Consider the following 19092-nt stretch of genomic DNA (forward strand, 5'->3'; position numbering starts at 1 on the left):
ACCGGGCCGAGCGCATTGCACAGCCGCGACGAACGGCAAGGTTTCTCGGCAAGTCGTCCTTTCGCTCGACGTCCGTTTCATTCGCTATGCCACAGGAGGTATCACGATGAAATTGCATCCTCGCGTCGCCATTACCGCTCTCGCGCTCGCTGCTGCCCTGACCCATGCCGCGCTGGCCGCTGATGCGCTGCCGTCGTACCACGGTGACCCGTCGCAGACGTCGGTGTCCGGCCTGTCGTCGGGCGCCTTCATGGCGGTCCAGTACCAGGTCGCGTACTCCGGTTCCGTAGTCGGGGCTGGCGTGGTCGCCGGCGGTCCGTACTACTGCGCGGCAGGGAGCTTGTTTAACGCCTCGATCTGCATGGGGCAGGTACCGTTCGTTCCGCCGAACTCGACGTTGATGGTAACCGCCGCCGCAGGCTTTGCTTCGCTGAATCAGATCGACCCACTATCGAACCTTCAGAAGGCGCGGATCTACGTGTTCAGCGGAACGAAAGACACAGTTGTCTACCAACAGGCAGTCGACTCGACAGTGTCGTTCTTCAAGGAGGCCGGCGTCCCTGCGTCGAACCTGAAGTACGTGAATAACGTGCCGGCTGGTCACGCATTCATTACACCGTCGTTCGGCAACGTGTGTGCTGACAATGCGCCTCCATACATCAGCCACTGCGAGGTCGACAAGCAGAGGTACGACCAGGCCGGCGCGTTGCTGCAGTACATCTACGGTCCATTAAAGCCGCCAGCGAAGAGCCTGACCGGGAGAATCGTGCCGTTCAGTCAGCGCGAATTCGCAGCATCTGCGACCGGCATGGCGGACACGGGATTCGTCTACGTGCCTAAGTCGTGCGATCAGGGAGCGGCGTGCAAGGTTCACGTCGCATTCCATGGATGCAAGCAGTCGGCAGCTGTGGTTGGCGACGATTTCTATGAGAAGACCAACTACAACTACTGGGCCGACACGAACAACATCCTCGTTCTGTATCCGCAGGTGAATGCGTCCACGATCCCGTTCAATCCGCAAGGTTGCTGGGACTGGTTCGGTTATACGGGTCCCGACTACGCGGTGAAATCGGGTTCCCAGCTTACTGCGGTTAACGCCATGGTCGGCCGACTGCTCTCCAAGCCGTAACGCGCGAGCCCGTGTGTGCACGAATGTGCTCACACGGGGAGTTCAATGCCATACAGAAGAATCCGGACACGGCGAGATTTATACGATTCTCACGAATCCTTCCGCGCCGCGACGACAGCCATCTGTACGACCGCATCGGAGCGGATTGACCGTCGCTTGTAGGTCGGGTTGAGCCAGTCGCGGTTTGTCGGGGCGGGCACCGACCGGGTTCGGCCAGGAGGCGTCATTCTCCAGCACAGTCACATGGACGCGTGGACGTCCGCTCCGCGCTAGCAAACGGCCATTTGGAGGCAACCCGATCCTCTCAGTTGCCGGGAGTCTTACGCTAGCGCGCAGCAGCCGTCCTTTCAGACGGAAAGCCGCTCGCCGGCGCTGCCAACATACCGCTCAGAACTCGCGCTAGCTTTGCCGGTCTCGAGCGCGCTCAAGCTCGCGCATCAACTTATGCATTTCATGTTGTCGCCCGAGATGCCAGTCGGTCGCAATGTTGAAGATTCCTCGCGTCCACGAAAACGGTGCCCACCGGAACGGGACGACGATGCGCGGTTGGCGGTCTCGCAGCCCTTTTATGACAGCCCTAGCGACGTCTTCGGGTTGTATCGGTCGCCGCAACGGTGCAGGAAACCCTTTTTCAATCAATTTCGTCGCCAGCGCATTTCCGCCAAAGCCGACCTTGGCAATTGCTGTAGCCACCCATCCCGGATAGAGCACGCTTGCCGTGGACCCGGTGCCGCCAAGTTCGGCGCGCAGTGAACGCGCGAGCATCTCGACTGCGGCTTTGGACGCTGCGTAAGGCGCGTTGACCATGCCGTTCACGAACGCATAGACCGAAGCGGTGACCAGGACCTGGCCCCGATTGCGCACGATCTCCGGCAATGCGGCCTTGATCGTGCGCCAGACACCGAACAGGTCGACCTCGACGATTCGCTCGAACTCCTGCTCATCGCAGCTGTACACGGTGGCGGGCACATCGTGCCATGAGATGCCGGCGTTGGCGAACGCAATGTCGAGGCGACCGAATCTATCGACGGCGCGTTGCACGACCGCCCTGGTGGCGGCAGCATCGGTGACGTCGAGCCCCAAGGCGAGCGTGCGCTCGGCGTCAAACTCCGCGGCGAGGCGGTCCACTGAAGCCTGCGTCACATCGGTTAGAACGAGCCGTGCTCCACATGCATGCAACTCACGCGCGGTCGCGGCACCAATGCCGCCTGCAGCACCCGTGATAAGCACGACTTTTCCCTGAAGATCGTAAGCCACTTTGTACTGCTCCTCTGCTATTGAATTTCCATTGCTGCGCAAACGAGGGGCGATGGATGCCGGGCCGCCCCGCTGATCACGCGAAGCCGATCGGTTCCTGCGGCCACCGGATGCCATTCATTTCGCCGGAGCGTGCGCAGCCGAGTCGTTCCAGCCTGTTGCCGACGCCAGACTGATGGCACGTTCGATGTCCTCGCCGCGAAAGCCAGCGCGTTCGACGAAGCGCCTGAAGAAGCCGGGTGCCTTGGCCACTATCGTGTTCATCTTCGGTACGACGATCATGTCCGCGCGGCGCTCAATGCCTGCCACGATGTCCCGCACGACCTGCTCGCGCGGGATCATCTTCCAGAAGCCTTGATCGTTGCCTCCCCACAATGCCCGGCCGGCAGGATCGGCAACGACATCGTCCATCAGGGGCGTCGGAAAGAACGTCGGATGCGCGCTGCCGACCCCGATTCCCAGATGACGAAGCTCCAGACGGATGCTGTCGCACATCGCCCAGACGCCCGCCTTGCTGGCCGTATAGGACGCCTGTAGCGGTGAATGCACAAACGCGGCCATTGACGAAATCGCCAGCATGTACCCGCGCTGTTGCTGGACGAATGGCAAGCCGGCCCGGAAGGTACGCCACACGCCGTTGAGGTTGATGTCGATGACACGATCAAAAGCGGCCGGATCGATGGTGGCCATCGGGGCCATGGTGTCAATGCCCGCGTTTGCGATGACCACATCGATTTGACCGAAGTGATCCGCCGCATTGGCCATTGCGGCTTCCAGGCTTTCGAAATCGCGGACGTCGGCGGTCCAGCCAAGAACGTCGGAAGGGTGGCCGAAGCTGCGAGTTTGCGCCGTGAGCCTGTCTGCCTCTAGATCGAAAAGTGCGAGACGCGCGCCCCGTGCGTGCAGCGCTTCGGCCAAGGCCGATCCCAGGCCTCCGGTGGAACCGGTAATGGCCACCACCTTGTTCGCCAGCTTATAAGTCGACATGCGCGCCTCCTTGCTTCGTTGGAACGTGACGGTGGAGGAATGCCAGCTGGTCGGCGACCACCTGTTCGAAGTCCTTGCCCACATAGATGTCGAAGTGGCCTGCCTGATACGCGCGCACTTCCCCTTTGGGAGCGCGCCTGGCATACCGTTTCGTCGGCCCCGCCGGAGCGACGGAATCGGCTTCGCAAACGCAAAACAGAATCGGACAGGAAATGTCGCCTGCTTTGCGACCGGGGCGGTGCCGAACGATGTTCAGGCCGAAGCGTGCTGTGACCTGATTGCGAAATGCAGTGCCGTCAGGGACAAGCGCGAGATAGCCATCCAGGGCATCCGGTGCAGTCATCAACGCGGCAGAACCGGGCGGACCCGCCGTCGGCACCATCACCGGTGCCCTGCCGACGAGGGATAGCAGTACATCGCATAGAGCGAGCGCGGTAACCTTGAGCGCGCTACGCCAGTTCAACGCGAACAACGACGCGACCCCGTCCGTGAACGGGCATTGCGCGATGGCAGCGGCAATGGTCCGGTCGCGTGCTGCGGAGAGAATCACATGACCGCCGCCGAAGGATGTTCCCCACAGGACCACCTGATCCGGCCGGAGATTGCTGTGCCCGCGTGCAAAAGCGATCGCACCCGACCAGTCCTCCAGTTGACGATCGATATCGAGCAATTGGCGAGGGGAGCCGTCGCTCGCACCGAAATGTCGATAGTCGAACACGAGGCACGCGTAGCCCTCCGCGCAAAAACGTTGCGCATAGGCGTCGAGCCGCATTTCCTTGATTCCGCCCAGCCCGTGTGCCATCACGATGACAGGAAACGGGCCCGTCCCCGGAGGCTCGTACAGCCAACCACGGCAATGTTCACCGCGGCCGCCAGCCACGAACTCGACACTTCTCCGCCCGGCCATGTGTCCCTCCAAGGTGTAAAATCGTAGATTGAAATCCAATGTTGGAATGCATTCTATGTTTGTAGTTCGCTCCAATTAATGAGGGAAAACCCCGTATGGAATCCAGAACTCAGCGCCGGGCAGCCGCGACCCGCCTGGCGATCGTGCAAGCCGCCGAGACGTTGCTGACGGAGGGCGGACTAGACGCGGTCACGCCTGAAGCGGTTGCGACCCGGGCGGATGTCGCAGTGCAGACGCTCTATAACCGTGTAGGTGGCCGTTCCGCGTTGCTCATTGCCGTGGCGGAGCGCGCGTTGGAAGAAAACCGCGAGTACATGGACGCGGCCTATGCATCCGATGGCGATGTGGAGACGAAATTACGTTGTGTGGCAGCTGCTTACGCGCGGTTTGCCAAGGAGCGCCCGCACCAGTTCCGTATCCTTGTCGAGCCACCGAATGAGCCGGAGGCGCTCGCGCGCATTGCTGCCCTGATCAGACAGCAAAACGCCAAATTGGCCGCATTGATCAGCCGAGGTATCGACGAAGGGTGGGTGCATGCAGACGTCGAGCCGGAACACGCCTCGACGGCGCTGTGGGCAATGATGAATGGCGTTATCAGCCTGATGTGGCGCCCCGATAGCCTTCGACTGGATGTCGATCACATCGACGATCTACTGGGCACCGCGATCTCATTGTTGACCGGCGGTATCAAGAGGCGGGGCGATTGATGCTTTGGGCCCAGGGAACTCTGGCGATTGCAAAAGCGTCAAGCAGTTCTCAATTGGTCTGCCGTCAGGCGGCCTTCCAAGGTGCCCGCACGCCAAGGGCTTCGGCTCGGAAGTTGGGGAATTATCACGAACGCGTGAACCGCAGGTAAGGACCCAACTTCCGCCGGTGTGGACGATGGCGGAAATGGCAGTTGTACCTCGCAAGCTGCCGTTGATTCAGGCGGTGTCGAAGGGCTGCAATGGGTCGGGTTGAGCCAGTCGCAGTCCGCCGGGACTGCGGCCGGCCGAGTCCGGCCATGAACAGCCATCCCGCCATCGATTGGCTCAGACACTCAGACGGCCGCTTCACATCCGATTTCGGTCGTTTGCGAAAGCACCAAAGCTTCCTCGGAAAGAAACGGTCATTGACGCTCACTTACCGTGACCGGGACGATTTTTTCCAGCTTATCCAGCAACAGCTCCTTTTGCTGCTCCGGCAGCTTGACCAGACTGGGATACATGTTGATCAAAGCCAGCCGTTGCGAAGACGACTTGGAGGGCAGCAGCATGAGCAACCCCGCCTTCTCACGGTCGGACAGCGATGACAGATGCGGTAGCGCGCTGAGTTGCACCATCCTGGCAGAGTCTGCCGAAGGTACGGCAGGTTCGTCCGTCACGACCGACGGTACCGATTTTTCCCCTCCTGGCGACGTGCTTTGCGCGGCCAACGGGCCCGGTCCCGACGACGCTTGCTGCGGGGCTGCCATTGGTGGCGGGGCGGAATCCCCTCCGCTGCATCCGGTGAGCAGCAGACTGAACAGCAGCATCCACCGAGCGTGCAAAGAATGGCGCGGTGCATGTGAGCCATGCCACACGCGGCAACCAAGGTGAACATCTTGTTGCATGACCAAGCATCCGATGATTCAGGAAAAAGTGGGCGTGGCACCGTATGAAATGACGGTACCAGCCGCCACCGATTGCAGACGTGCCGGCGGATGCCGGCACGCCCATCCCTATCGCTTAGGGCGCTCTCGCTAATGTCGGGTTTTCCCGTTCAGTGGAATGTGCCGAAGCCTGTGCCAAGTCAATCAAGGACCCACGAGGCTGAAATAAGGCCCACTGAAGCCCGCGAAGGTGATCGTATACACGAAATTCGCAAGGGTTGGGCCCGCTATCAGCTGTTTGGTCCAGTTCCCGTTGGGGCAGCTGGCATCGGCTAGCAACTGTTGGGTGGTCGGCGCCACCACGCCGAGCGGCGGCACTACAATTTGCCCGTTCTTGGACGCTGTCAGTTTTCCCGACGAAGCAGCATCCGTGGCCTGCGTCTTCACGTCAACGACCTGACCGCCATGGTTTGTGCACTGCACGGTGCCCGAGTAAGTCGCTGACAGGTTCGCTGTCGCATTCGTGTGGCCGATCCCCCCGATGGTGGTCCCAGTACAACTGACATCCAGGGTGGCTTGATCTACTGTGCATACCGGCTCGGCAGTTGCAAAATGTGCTCCGCTGGGCCCATCGGCGGCATTGGTTTCGGCCCACGCTGCGGGAGCGACCAGCGCCGCTGCCAATGTAATCAAAGCTAGATTCTTCATGCTTTTCTCCAAGAAGCTATTGATAAATAACTGGCCTGCTATTAATTTTCTCCTTTCACCATATCAAGGAAGCTCTAATTAATCACATTTTTTGTCGACGAGATTATCGACGCAACCCTGCAATTAAATGCAGCGATATATAAGAGTGCGCGCCGAGAGTGCTCTTGCCGAAAATTAGCCGAGTTTGGTCGCTTTCCTGAATCGCCTTACGCACTCAGGACGGACCTCCCCCATGACAGGTCAACAACCGCGCAGTGTTCATCGTCAGACCTTTGTGGCGCGCCTTGCCGCGACCTAACCGATCATTGACCACGCGAAAAGGATGCTCAACCCGCGCCTGGATTTCGTTCCTCAATAGTCAGCAGATACCTCAAGCCATGGCGGCAATCTTCCCTCTTCGTATTAATAATATTCACTTCTTAATTTAATTATCTTTTGCATGCCAATCAATTTATAGAAAGTATAGAGAATGAAAGGCAATGAACTAGAAATTTCTTTTTTGTTTGGCGGGGGTTTTTCGCTGCATCTTGGTGCGCAACTTATGCGCAGCTGAACTATATTTAAAATTTTGTGGCACTGCAGCTCGACCCTCACCTATTATTAATAGAAGAATGACAAAGCGTACGTTTTCCGACTCGTCGAAGCTGCGAATAAGTTCGCGTTTGAGTTGCACGTGATACACGCCATGCCGACGCTGCAGCCGCAGAGGTGACGCCCAACTCAACGTCCGGAGAGGATCCGGTGCTGGCCATTGTCGCCAAGACGCGTCGGAAGACGGCTTCGGGTCGTCAAGCGACATCCACGGGAATCCACGAAGAACCAAGAAAAAGCCGGCACCAGGCCGGCTTCGTCGTCGAAGCGCAGGACACCACACACGCCGCTTCACCGCATGCACGCCGCGGCCAGCTTCCCGACCGCGATCACCGCCTGCTCGATCTCCGGCGACCACGGGCTGCTGTAGTTCAGCCGGATGAAGTTCCGATAGCTGTCCGCGATCGAGAACATGTAGCCCGGCCCGATCGTGATCCCCTGCTCCAGCGCGAGCTGATACAGCCGCATCGCGTCGACCTGCGCCGGCAGTTCGACCCACAGCACATACCCGCCGGCCGGGCTCGAAATGCGCGTGCCCTCCGGAAAGAACCGCGACACCATCGCGCGCATCAGGTTCGCCTGCTGCGCGTACGCCTTGCGAATCCGCCTCAGGTGATGCTCGTAGCCGTCGCGCTCGAGAAACTCGGCGATCGCCAGTTGCGGCAACGATGGCGTCGCGAGCGTGTTCAGGAATTTCAGCTTCTCGACCTGATCGCGATAGCGGCCCGGCAACGCCCAGCCGATCCGGTACGCGGCCGTCAGGCTCTTCGAGAACGACGAGCAATGCAGCACGATCCCGCTGCGGTCGTACGACTTCAGCGAACTCGGGTGCGTATCGCCGAAATACAGTTCGTTATACACACCGTTCTCGATGATCGGCATGCCGGACTTCGTTGCGAACTCAACCAGCTCGCGCTTGCGCTCGTCGGGCATCTGAAAGCCGAGCGGGTTCTGGAAGTTCGGCATCACCATGCATGCGGCGATCGGCTGCGACTTCGCAATCGCCGCCAGCGCGGCGATGTCGATCCCGTACTCGGGATGCGTCGCGACCTCGATCGCCTTCATCCCCATCCGCTCGATCGCGTGCAGCATCGCGTAGAACGTCGGCGACTCCACCGCGATCGTGTCGCCCGGCTTCGCCACCGCTTGCAGACACAGGTTGATCGCCTCCGTCGCGCCGACCGTCACGATGATCTCGTTCGGGCAAAAACCAAGCCGCGGATGGCCGGGCGGCAGCCCGTCCGTCACGCCCCACAACGACTTGTCGCGGCCGGCCGCATACGCATAGCGGTTCAGCTTCTCGAACGGGAACAGGCTCGGGTCCGGATACGGCGAGCCGAGCGGCACCGCATCGTCGGTGCCGATCGAGCGCAGCGTCGACAGCACGAGCCGGCTCACGTCCACCGACGACGAGATCGCGATCGGCTTCGACGGCCGCAGCTCGCGCACCGGCGCATGACTGTCGTCGCGGCGCAGGTTCACGAAGTAACCCGACTGCGGGCGGCTTTCCAGCAGCCCACGGCTTTCGAGCAGCAGATACGCATGCAGCACGGTCGTGATGCTGATCCGGTGCTGCTGGCTCGCCTGCCGCACCGACGGAATCCGGTCGCCGTGCCGGTACACGCCCTGGCGGATCAGGCGCTCGATATCGTCCGCGAGTTTTTCATAGAGTTTCATCGCGCGCCTCCCGCCGGCATGCGCCACCGCGCCGCCTTGCCTTGCGCGTCCGACACGCGCGTGTTCCGCCCGCCGACCGGGCCGCCGTGATTCCTGATCTTTCCCTCCGGTTTTGCCTTTTCCATCACACTGGCTCTCTCTTGAAGATGCGCCGGCAGAGGTCCGGTACGACAGGATCTGCGGCACTGTGCACTTGATGATGGAATCTTAAAAGCAGAACAGTCGGCGACGAGTACACACATCGATCGCGCGAACAAGAGTACAGTTCGGCGCGAATCGCGCATGGCGGGATAACTGTACGTCTTATGAAATTCCCGGGCGGCCTGAAGCCTTGCGCGGCGCCGCCGGCGCCAGCCCGAAGCGACGGCCGCACGGCCTTTCGTCCGACTACCGCAATTGGGGTGCAATACTGTGCGATCGCACGGTTTTCACGGGTGGAGTCCGACCATGCAGCACACGATCGAACAGGCATCCGGCGTCGGCGGCGTGATCCGCGCGGCCCGGAAAGTGCAGAAATGGCGCCAGAACGACGCGCCCGGCCGGCTCGGCGTCAGCGAGTCGTTCATGGTCAAGGCCGAGCGCGGCGCAGACGCCGCCCGGCGGGGCAAGGTGTTCCGGATCCCGCAGGGGCCCGGCGTACGGATCGCCGTCAACCTCCCCGATGCGAGCGACGAACTGCCCGAACTCGAGTCGGCGTGCGCGAGCCGTTGCGCCGATGTCCGCGCATCGCGCGCCGCCGGCAAGGAGACCGCGCATGACTGACCGCGCGCTCGCCGCCCTGCTCGTCGCGCGGCTGACCGGCACCGCCGACCATCCGCGCTTCACCGGGACGCCGATCGACCTGTCGACGCTCGACGCGCACACACTCGGCGCGGCCTGGCCGGCGCTGCGTCGCACCGAGCGCGCGATCATGCAGCGCGACCTCGCATACGGCGACCCGCGCGCCGAGTTCACGCGCTGGCTGCGTGGGCAGATCGACGCGCTCGGCCTCGTGCCACTCGTCGACGCCGACGCCGCGCTCGAACTGTTCCGCGATATCCCGCCGGGCGCGTGGCAGCGCGCGCTGGAGGAACTGCCCTGCCTCGACGCGCTGCCGTCGCCCGCGCTGCAGGCCGAGCTTGCACGCATCGCGGGCGAGCCGGAGGAAGGCGGCCTGCGTGCGGCATCCGCGTATGGCGCGTATGCGCTCGACTGGTTCGCCGGCCGCCGCGACTTCTCGGCGCGACGCGACGCGTATGCGCAAGCACTGGCGGATTCGCCGTTTCGCGTGCGCGAGCTCGACGTGCTGCCCGAACTCGGGCCGGCCGCGCTGCTCGCGCTGGCCGCGATGCACGACGGCTATTTCGCGCCGAAGCGGCTGTGGATCGACTTCAGCGATCCGGCCGTCACGCTCGCGGAAGACGCCGCGTACGTCGAATTCGCGCGCGACGCGCTGACCGAGGCCGCACGACAGGTCGCGGCGATTCATGCCGGCACCGTTCCGTACGAGGCCGATCGCGCGTTCACGACCGACGACGCGCAGGTCGTCGCCCGCGCGGCGCGCGTGGCCGCCTATCGCGACGAAGCGTGGCTGCGCCCGCTGATCGGGCCGCTGCTGACAGGCGTGTGCGTCGCGCCGACCGCCGCGAAGACGGCGCCGTCGCAGTCGCTCGCGATCGCGCTCGGCCACGCGGTCGAGACGATTCCCACACCCGAGAGCGTGCGTGCGCTGCGCGACGCGCTGGCCGCCGTGCGTCATGCCGGCGTGCAGAAGAAGCTCGCGCGCAACCTGAAGCCGGCCGAACGCGCGCTCGGCGAGCGGCCGCATACCGCGCTGCGCATGACGCTCGACGCGAAGCCCGACAAGAAACAGCTCGCAATGCTCGCCGGGTGCATGGAAGCGGGCTTCTGGCAGCCGATCACGCTCGGTCACGCCGAATGGCGGAAGCGGCTCGTCGATGCGCCGGCCGGCGCCGCGTTCTCGGCGCGCATGATCTGGCAAGCGCGCGGCAGCGATGGATCGACGCAGTCGTTCATGCCTGAAATCGCGAAGGGCAAGGTCGTGCTGCGCGACGCGGCCGGGCGCGCGTGCGACCTCGCCAACGACAGCGACATCCGGTTATGGCACCCGCTGCTGGCCGATGCGGACGAGCGGCTCGCGTGGCAGCGCGCGATCGTCGGCCGCGCGCTGCGGCAGCCGGTCAGGCAGGCATTCCGCGAGTACTACGTGTCGCCCGACGGTGACGCCGCAGCCAGCGATTCCGCGATGTTCGAAGGTCACGTGCTGTCGAGCCGGCCGCTGCTCGGCGTCGCGCGCCGCGAGGGCTGGTCGATCCGCGCATACGACGACGGACTCGTCCGCGAATTCGGCGACGTGCGCGCGACCTTCGTCGTCGATGCGCGGCTCTATCCGGGCTCGGAATGCCACGGCACGTCGCGCCGGCTGCACTTCGAACGCCGGCACGAACGGCGCTGGATGCCGCTGCCGATCGGCGAAATCGATCGCGTCGTGTTCTCGGAAGTGGCGCGCGCGGTCGACCTGCTCGTCAGCGTGTCCGCATTCGCGCTCGACGACGACGCGACGCGCGCGACCACCGCCGCGCTTGCGGTCGATCCGGTTCGCCAGCTCGAAATCGAAGCCGAACGCCAGGAGCGCCTGAACCGGCTGTCGGATTTGCCGCTGGGCGTGATGGCGCGCCATCGCAAGCACGTGCTGTCGCTCGTGTTCGCCGACGCGATTGCGCAAGGAAGGATGACGATCGACGAGCGCCATGTACGTGTCGGCGCGTGGTCGGTGCATTGCGCGACCGGGCGCGTGACGCGCGACGGCGAGCCGGTCGCCCTCCCGACCGAGCCGCCGCCGTCGCCGCTGCGTGCGGTGCCGTGGCTGCCTTACGACGAAGCATTGCTGCAACGGATCGTCGACGTCGTCGCGGGCTTGCTCGACTGAACGCCCGCCGTCAGATCGAACCGAACAGCGCGCGCGGCCGGTCCTTCAGCGTACCGGACAGAATCCGCAGCCCGTTGACGAGCTCGTCGCGCGTGGCCGGGCACGCGAGGTTGATGCGCACGCCGTGCTCGATTTCCGCGCGGTCGACCGCGAACGTCGACGACGGCATCACGATCACGCCGCGCGCCTTCGCGTTCGCGGCGAAGTCGTCGGCGCGCCACGGCGGCGGCAGTCTCAGCCACACGAACATGCACGCGGGGTCGGACTTCAACTGCCCGGCCGGCAGCAGTTCCCGCGCGAGATCGACGCGCGCGCGGATCTCGGCGAGTTGCGAGGCCATGATCCGCTCGGCGGTGCCGTCCTCGATCCATACCGTCGCGATCAGCATCGACGTGGGCGCGGGCATCCACGCGGTCGTGCGCACCGCTTCCGCACACAGCGCGACGCTGTCGCGCGGGCAGCTCAGGTAGCCGAGGCGCAGACCGGGCGCAAGAATCTTCGACGTCGCGCCGATATGGAACGTCAGCTCGGGGCACAGCCCCGCGATCGCCGGCAGCCGGTCGCGCACGAGCGGGCCGTACACATCGTCCTCGATGATCGTCACGTGATGGCGCCGCGCGATGTCGACGAGCGCCATCCGGCGCGCGAGGCTCATCGTCGTCACGGTCGGGTTCTGCAGGTTCGGCACGACGAAGATCGCCTTGACCGGCATGCGCTGGCAGATCCGTTCGATCTCGTCGGGCAGCAGGCCGTCGTCGTCGGCCGGCGCGCTGACGATCTCGAACTGGAATACCGGCGCGAGCGCCTTGAGCCCGTAATACGTGAGGCGATCGGCAACGATCACGCCGTCGGTGCCGATCAGGCTGTTCAGCACCGCATACAGCCCGTGCTGCGCGCCGCTCGTGACGACCACCTGGTCGCGCGATGGCGCGAAGCCGGGCGCGGCAAGCCACTGCGCGCCGGCCGCGCGTGCCCAGTCGGGCCCCTGCGGCGGCTGGTATTCCTGCAGCGCCGCGAAACGCGGGTCGTTCGGCAGCGTGCCGAACGTCTGCGCGAGGCTCGCGAGAAACTCGCCGGTCGCCGGACGGTTCACGGTCAGGTCGATCACGCCGTTGCCCGCCGCGAGCGCCGCACGGGCCGGCGCGATGCTCGGCATCGCGCCGCCGGTGACGAGCGAGCCGCGCCGCTTGCTGCCGATCACGAGGCCGCGCAGTTGCAGTTCCTTGTACGCGCGGGACACGGTCGACACGTTGATGCCGAGCTCGGTCGCGAGCTGGCGCTGCGGCGGCAGGCGGCTGCCCGGCGGATACGTGCCGTTGCGGATTTCCTCCTCGATCGAGCTCGATACCTCGACATAAGTCGGCCGCTTCGCCTGCACCGGCGCACCGCCGTCGCGCTCGCCGGAAAGTTTGTCTGATGCCATTTATCGCCTGTGACCACACAAAAAGCGTTTGTCTGCCATTTTGGCCTGCCCAGCGATTGTATATGACATCCCCTCCCCGTCAAACGTCGCCGGAAAAGTCTGTTGAATCAGCCGGTTGAAATCGGGTAAACACTAGCGCCACACAATCTCATTTTGATTGCACACAAAAAATTACTGTGTGATTCTTTATCTCAACTTTGTGTGAACCATGTGTGCCGGAGGGAATGCGTCATGGCGAACGTCGCCATTGTGGGTGCAGGCTTCATCGGGCTCGGCGCCGCGGCATGGCTGCAGCGCGACGGGCATCGCGTGACGCTGTTCGATCCGGCCGGCGTCGGCCACGGCACGTCGTTCGGCAACGCCGCGACGTTCGCGCCGTACGGCTGCGTGCCGGTGAACGGCCCGTCCGTGTTCCGCAACATCCCGCACTTCCTGTTCGCCGCCGACAGCCCGCTGCGCATCCGCTGGCCGTACCTGCTGCGCGGCGCGCCGTGGCTCGCGCGGTTCCTGCTCGCATCGACGCCCGCGCGCCACGCACGCAGCGCGAGCGCGCTCGCCGCATTGCTGTCGCGCGCCGCCGACGGTTATGCGCCGCTGCTCTCCACCGCGCGGCTCGCGGCGTTCGTGCGGCCGCGCGAGTGCCTGTACCTGTACGCGCGGCAGGCGTCGTTCGATGCCGCCGAGCCGTCGCTCGCGCTGCGGAGCCGGCTCGGCGTGCCGTTCGAGCTGCTCGACGCGAACGCGATCCGCCGGCTCGAGCCCGCGCTCGCGCCGATCTTCGCGCGCGGCGTGCTGTTCACCGGAAGCTGGCACTTCTCCGATCCGCACGGGTTTCTCGGCGAACTGTTCGCGCATCTCGCAACCGGCGGCGCGACGCTCGAACGCGAGCGCGTCGAGCGGATCGAGCCCGTCGGCGACGGCGTGAACGTGCAGGCGGGCGGCACGGTGCGCACCTTCGATCACGTCGTCATTGCCGCCGGCGCCCGCTCGCGTGAATTCGCGGCTGCGTGCGGCGACGCGGTACCGCTCGATACCGAGCGCGGTTATCACGTGCAGTTCGCCGCGCATGAGCAGATCGTCACGCGGCCGGTCGGCTGGGCCGAGCGCGGCTTCTACATGACACCGCTCGACGAAGGGCTGCGCGCGGCCGGCACCGTCGAGCTCGGCGGCTTCGACGCCCCGATGAACCGCTCGCTCGTCGCGCTGCTCACGCGCTCCGCACGCGAGGCGCTACCGTCGCTCGGCGCACCGACGCGCAGTTGGCTCGGCTTCCGGCCGACGCTGCCCGACGGCGTGCCGGTCATCGGCCGCGCACGCGACAGCACACGCGTGATCCACGCATTCGGCCATCAGCATCTCGGCGTGACGCTCGCCGGCATCACCGGGCGGATCGTCGCCGACCTCGTCGCCCAGCGCGCACCGCCGCTGGACCTCTCGCCATACCGGGCCGCGCGATTCTGACGCGCGCCGCGATTTCCACCACTGCAAGGAGGCATCCATCATGAATCGTCGTAACTGGCTGGTTTGGCTAGCCGTCTGCTCGATCGGCACGGTCGCCGCGTCCGCGCAGGCCGCGGACCCGGAAACCATCAAGATCGGCTTCGCCGGCCCGCTGACGGGGCCCGTCGCGCGCGTCGGCAAGGACCTGCAATACGGTGCGCAGCTCGCGCTCGACGAGGAAAACGCGAAGCATCCGACCATCGGCGGCAAGCCGGTGCGCTTCGTGCTCGACGTGCAGGACGACCAGGCCGATCCGCGCATCGCGATCCAGGTCGCGCAGAAACTCGTCGACGACGGCGTGGCCGGCGTGATCGGCCACTACAACTCGGGCTGCAGCATCCCCGCATCGGCCGTCTACCGGCAGGCGAACGTCGCGATGATCACGCCCGGCTCGACCAATCCGCAACTGACGATGCAGGGTTTCAAGAACGTGTTCCGCACGATGGGGCACGACGGCATCGGCGGCGTGGTGGCCGGCCGCTTCGCGGTCGAGCAGTTGAAGGCGAAGCGGATCGGCATCATCGACGATCGCACCGCGTTCGGCCAGGGGCTTGCCGACGCGTTCGAAAAAGGCGTGAAGGACGCACACGGCAGCGTCGTCGGCCGCGAATACACGAACGACAAGGCTGTCGATTTCCGCGGCATCCTGACGACGATGAAGAGCAACAACGTCGACCTGCTGTTCTTCGGCGGGCTCGACGAACAGGGCGCGATGCTCGTCAAGCAGATGCGCTCGCTCGGCATCCGCGCGCAACTGTTCGGCGCCGGCGCGCTGAAAAGCAACGCATTCCTGAAGATCGCCGGCAGTTCGGGCGAAGGCACGCAGGATCTCGAACCGGGCCCCGCGCTCGACAAGCTGCCGTCCGCCGTCGCGTTCGCGCAGCGCTACAAGGCGCGCTTCAACCAGGACGTCGAGCTGTATGCGCCGTTCGCGTACGACGCGGCGCTCGCGATGATCGCGGCGATCCGCAAGGCCGATTCGGTCGATCGCGCCAGGATCGTCGCGAGCCTGCCGGGCGTGTCGGTCACCGGCGTGACCGGGAAGATCTCGTTCGACGAGCGCGGCGACCTGATCAAGCCGCCCTACACGCTGTTCCGCGTCGAACAGGGGCAGTGGCGCAGCATCCGCACGGTCGGCGGCGCGTCGAACTGAGCGGCAGGACAGCGGACGGCGCCGCCTACCGCGCCGCCTGCTGCCGCTGTATCTCCTGCGCTTTCATCTGCAGATACGCGCTCTTTTCCACTTCGTGCAGTTGCTGCGGATACTGCTCGGTCGCGTCGAACCAGCGCGCGAGGCGCTGGTCGAGCGGCTTGTCGAGCGTCGCGAGATACGTGTCGATCGCGAGGTAGTAGCGCATCGTGTTGCGCTCCAGCAGCCCGCGCACCCCGCCGATGTACTGCGGCTGCGCGGCCGATGCGCCGCTGGCGGCCGTAAACCCGACCTTGTCGCTGCCGACCGTCGCGAGGTAGGTTTTCATCGCCATCCTGCCGACCGTGCCGAAGCCGTACGAATACGTGAGGTGCAGGAACGTGCGCGAAGCGCCGACCGGCACGGCCTCCAGCGCGATCCGGTAATCCTTCGTGCCCATCGGGCCGCTGTCGGCGGTCAGGTCGACCTGGAAGTAGTCGGGCGTCGCGGCCGCCACGCGATAGCGGAACTGCAGGCGATAGGTATCCGGCAGCTTCTGCTGGATCTTGCGGCCGACGTTCACGTCGAGCACCGGGCCGTTGCCGCCGCTCGACGCATGACAATACTTCGTGTTCAGATGCAGGATCAGCACCGCGCACCAGTTCGCGGGGCCCTGCGCGGGATCGTTGAGCTGGCCGTTCACGACCGCGAACGGATAGTCGACCACCGCATAGATGTCGCCCTTCAGTGACGACGACGCCTCCGACGATTCGAGGGTCAGCGGCCGGTGAAACGCGTTGTCCTTCAGTTGCGCGCCGAGGCTGTGGTAACGGTCGAGCAGCGCCGCCGCGCCGCCTACGCCTTCCGCGCCGAACGCCAGCGCGCTCCAGCCGACACAAAGGGCCGCGACGAGCGCGTGCCAGGCGCGACGCGCAAGCTGCGTGCCGCGCAGATGTCCGGATGTCTCCATTCTTGTGCTCCCTCCGGGCGCGCGCTGGGCGCGCGCATGTGTCACAGAATACGCCTGCGCGACGTTACGCGACGTGGCGCGTCGCGCATGGCCGCTATCGGCTTCGCTTCACCGGCACCGGCAACTGCGCGGCGGTGATCCGGATCAGCGCCGACAGCCATTCGCGGTCGTCCCAGCGATCGCCGGCGATGACGAGGTGCGGCTTCGCGGACGGATACGGCGGGCCTTCGTCGCAGGTGCCGAGAAACGCGCGGCCTTCGGGCGTCGGCTTGACGAACAGCCGGTCGTCGCAGACGAGCGCGACCATCCTGCCGTCGCAATAGATGCCGTATTCGCCGAACATCTTGCGGGCCGATACCGTGCCGGCCGCCGCCATCTGCTCGACGATGAAATCGACCGTGCCCTGGCTCGATGCCATCCGCTGCTCCTGGTGAAAGAGTTTATGACCGTCGTGTGCACCGGCCCGTTCCGTCTTGTCGGCGGATACGCTGCGGTGCGTCATTCATTCGCAGACGGGAAACGCGCCCAACCATCGACCGCTGTCGTCGCGTGCGTGTTGCCGGCCAGCAACTTCCGACTCGCCTCCTTACTTGTCTGCAGCAAACGCATTCGACATCTGCCGCGCCCGCTTCACATCGTCGCCATGCAGATAGATCGACGTCGTCGAAATCGACGCATGCCGCAAGTTGTCTCGCACGGTCGTCAACTCCGCGCCGCGCGCAAGCGCGTGCGTCGCATGCGTATGACGCATCCAGTGCGGGCTCGCCTGCCGCAGCTTCTGCGCAAGCGCCGGGTTATCGGCATCGACGACATCGGCCGTCTGCGCGAAAAAGCGCTGCATCACCTTCCACAGCCGCACGCTCGTGATCGCGGCCGCGCCGTCTTCCGCGAGGCTCGGGATCAGCGGCGTATCGGGCCGCCAGCGCACCGGCGTGACCGGCAACCGGCGCGCGACCAGATGACGATCGAGCGCCGTGCGCGCCAGCGGCGGCAGTGCGACGCGCGCGGCCTTGCGCCCCTTGCCGATCACCTTCAGCCACGCGTCGCCGTGCGCATCCGTCTCGATGTCGCCGAGCGTCGCGCCGACCAGCTCGCTCGCGCGCAGTCCGGTCGCATAACCGAAATCGAGGATGAAGCGCAGCCGCTGCGCGGCGGCGAGCGTCCAGCCGGACGACGCGTCCTTGCGGAACTCGAGCCCGTCGGCGATCGTACGGACCAGCAGCCACTCGCCTTCGGTGAACGCATGCGACGTGTCGAGTGCGTTCGGGCCGCGCGTGTCGCGCACCTTGACGCCCGCGAACGGATTCGCGAGCAGGTAGCGCTGCTCGATCAGCCAGCGGAACAACGCGCCGAGCACCGACAGCGTGTACGCCGCCGAACGCGCGGACAGCCCGCCCGAGAACGGCCGCCAGTCGGGCGCGCCGCGCGGCCGCACGGGCCCGACCCAGCGCTCGTGCGGCGTCGGGCGCCGCACGAACGCGCGATACGCGACCGCATCCTCCGTCGTCAGCGACGACAGCGCGCGGCCGCGCTCGACGATCGCCCACAGGATCAGCCGCTCGGCCTCCTTCCGGTATGCGCGCCGCGTCGCAGCCGATTCGTGCAGGGACAGCCATGCGTGCACGGCCGCGTAATCGTTGTCCGCGTCGAGCGTGCTGGTCGCGCGCGGTGCGCGGAACGTGCCGGCCGAACCGTCGACCTCGTGCGGCAGCTTCAACTGCTCCCACGGCACGATGCTGCTGCGCGGTGTCGCGGCGATCAGCGCGCGCGCCCGTTCGGTCAGGTCCGGATGCGCGGCGAAAAACGCCTCGATGCGTCGAGCACCGGCCATGCCGAGGCCAGGAATCGCGCTCCACCACTGGCGCCGGCGCGGAATCCGCACGGTCAGATCCGCGAGCGTCGCGATCCCGTGCGCACGCAGCGCGGCGACCGCGCGCGCGGGCAGCCACAGGCCGACGTCGTCGCTGATCTGCGGGACCGGCGCGCGCGCATGACGCAGCAGGCCGATCGCTTCGGTCGCGGCCTTCGCCTCCCGCAAACGCTCACCGTCGGGATGACCGAGCCGTTCCGCGAGATCGGGCCGACCGGCCAGCCGTGCGACGCGCACGAGGCGGCGGCGAATGCCGCCGATCACGCCGCGCGCAGAGCGCCCTGCGCCGAGACGATCGGGCAGGTAGCGTTCGACGGCTTGGCGCACGGTCATGCCCGCGTACCACGCGCGCAGCGCGGCCAGTTCGTCGGCATCGGGAAAACCTGCGGGCGCAGACGCGGAATCGGAGGAAAGCGGTGAGGTGAGGCGCGGTTTCATGGGCGCC

16 protein-coding genes are annotated in these 19092 nt (G+C 65.3%); 6 read left to right on the top strand and 10 right to left on the bottom strand.

Annotation, left to right across the window (positions count from 1 at the left end; translation table 11 throughout):
- Positions 1-106: 106 nt before the first annotated feature.
- A complete protein-coding gene (locus BT264_RS14990; protein ID WP_072437791.1) occupies positions 107-1129 on the top strand; it encodes an extracellular catalytic domain type 2 short-chain-length polyhydroxyalkanoate depolymerase in 1023 nt (340 codons plus the stop codon).
- A gap of 399 nt (positions 1130-1528) precedes the next feature.
- On the opposite strand, the gene BT264_RS14995 is transcribed toward BT264_RS14990, so the two are convergent.
- The 3 genes from BT264_RS14995 to BT264_RS15005 form a co-directional block, all read right to left on the bottom strand.
- Positions 1529-2386, bottom strand: coding sequence for an SDR family NAD(P)-dependent oxidoreductase (locus BT264_RS14995; protein WP_072437790.1), 858 nt, complete (start codon positions 2384-2386; stop codon positions 1529-1531).
- Positions 2387-2503: 117 nt separating this feature from the next.
- Entirely contained in the window at positions 2504-3373 is an 870-nt protein-coding gene (locus BT264_RS15000) for an SDR family NAD(P)-dependent oxidoreductase (RefSeq protein ID WP_072437789.1), read from the bottom strand.
- Positions 3360-4280: an alpha/beta hydrolase gene (locus BT264_RS15005; RefSeq protein ID WP_072437788.1), complete on the bottom strand. Its 921-nt coding sequence runs from the start codon at positions 4278-4280 to the stop codon at positions 3360-3362. Before BT264_RS15005 ends, BT264_RS15000 begins: the two co-directional genes overlap by 14 nt.
- Before the next feature lie 95 nt (positions 4281-4375).
- Between BT264_RS15005 and BT264_RS15010 the strand changes: the two genes are divergently transcribed.
- Positions 4376-4987 carry a TetR/AcrR family transcriptional regulator gene (locus BT264_RS15010; protein WP_072437787.1) on the top strand — a complete coding sequence of 204 codons (612 nt, stop codon included), beginning with the start codon at positions 4376-4378 and terminating at the stop codon, positions 4985-4987.
- A gap of 401 nt (positions 4988-5388) precedes the next feature.
- Here BT264_RS15010 and BT264_RS39910 read toward each other — a convergent pair whose 3' ends face one another.
- The 3 genes from BT264_RS39910 to BT264_RS15025 all read right to left on the bottom strand — a co-directional run bounded on the left by BT264_RS39910 (position 5389) and on the right by BT264_RS15025 (position 8826).
- A complete protein-coding gene (locus tag BT264_RS39910) occupies positions 5389-5793 on the bottom strand; it encodes a hypothetical protein (RefSeq protein ID WP_239483132.1) in 405 nt (134 codons plus the stop codon).
- A gap of 261 nt (positions 5794-6054) precedes the next feature.
- On the bottom strand, positions 6055-6558 hold the full coding sequence (locus BT264_RS15020; RefSeq protein ID WP_072437785.1) for a hypothetical protein: 504 nt from the start codon (positions 6556-6558) through the stop codon (positions 6055-6057).
- An 882-nt stretch (positions 6559-7440) separates the two neighbouring features.
- The gene (locus tag BT264_RS15025) at positions 7441-8826 is read right to left on the bottom strand and encodes an aminotransferase-like domain-containing protein (RefSeq protein ID WP_072467041.1); all 1386 of its coding nucleotides are present in this window, start codon (positions 8824-8826) and stop codon (positions 7441-7443) included.
- A 447-nt stretch (positions 8827-9273) separates the two neighbouring features.
- Between BT264_RS15025 and BT264_RS15030 the strand changes: the two genes are divergently transcribed.
- Both BT264_RS15030 and BT264_RS15035 read left to right on the top strand, forming a co-directional pair.
- Positions 9274-9588 (top strand): helix-turn-helix domain-containing protein, encoded by a 315-nt coding sequence (locus tag BT264_RS15030; RefSeq protein WP_072437784.1) that lies wholly within the window; start codon positions 9274-9276, stop codon positions 9586-9588.
- Positions 9581-11755, top strand: a complete 2175-nt coding sequence (locus tag BT264_RS15035; protein WP_072437783.1) for a DUF4132 domain-containing protein — start codon at positions 9581-9583, stop codon at positions 11753-11755. The genes BT264_RS15030 and BT264_RS15035 overlap by 8 nt, the downstream gene beginning before the upstream one ends.
- A 10-nt stretch (positions 11756-11765) precedes the next feature.
- Here the strand turns inward: BT264_RS15035 and BT264_RS15040 are convergent, their stop codons facing one another.
- On the bottom strand, positions 11766-13178 hold the full coding sequence (locus BT264_RS15040; protein WP_072437782.1) for an aminotransferase-like domain-containing protein: 1413 nt from the start codon (positions 13176-13178) through the stop codon (positions 11766-11768).
- 231 nt (positions 13179-13409) lie between these two features.
- Here BT264_RS15040 and BT264_RS15045 point away from each other — a divergent pair, with 231 nt between their 5' ends.
- Both BT264_RS15045 and BT264_RS15050 read left to right on the top strand, forming a co-directional pair.
- Complete coding sequence (locus BT264_RS15045) at positions 13410-14639, top strand: NAD(P)/FAD-dependent oxidoreductase (RefSeq protein WP_072437781.1); 1230 nt, start codon at positions 13410-13412, stop codon at positions 14637-14639.
- Positions 14640-14679: 40 nt separating this feature from the next.
- Positions 14680-15831, top strand: a complete 1152-nt coding sequence (locus BT264_RS15050) for a branched-chain amino acid ABC transporter substrate-binding protein (RefSeq protein WP_072437780.1) — start codon at positions 14680-14682, stop codon at positions 15829-15831.
- 25 nt (positions 15832-15856) lie between these two features.
- Here the strand turns inward: BT264_RS15050 and BT264_RS15055 are convergent, their stop codons facing one another.
- From BT264_RS15055 to BT264_RS15065, 3 genes are all read right to left on the bottom strand, one after another.
- Entirely contained in the window at positions 15857-16777 is a 921-nt protein-coding gene (locus BT264_RS15055; protein WP_072437779.1) for a hypothetical protein, read from the bottom strand.
- Between the two features lie 94 nt (positions 16778-16871).
- Positions 16872-17195 (bottom strand): TfoX/Sxy family protein, encoded by a 324-nt coding sequence (locus BT264_RS15060; RefSeq protein ID WP_072437778.1) that lies wholly within the window; start codon positions 17193-17195, stop codon positions 16872-16874.
- Positions 17196-17363: 168 nt separating this feature from the next.
- A complete protein-coding gene (locus BT264_RS15065) occupies positions 17364-19085 on the bottom strand; it encodes a site-specific integrase (RefSeq protein WP_072437984.1) in 1722 nt (573 codons plus the stop codon).
- Positions 19086-19092: the final 7 nt, after the last annotated feature.

The organism is Burkholderia sp. NFPP32 (assembly GCF_900119325.1).
GTDB classification, from domain to species: Bacteria; Pseudomonadota; Gammaproteobacteria; order Burkholderiales; family Burkholderiaceae; genus Burkholderia; species Burkholderia pyrrocinia_C.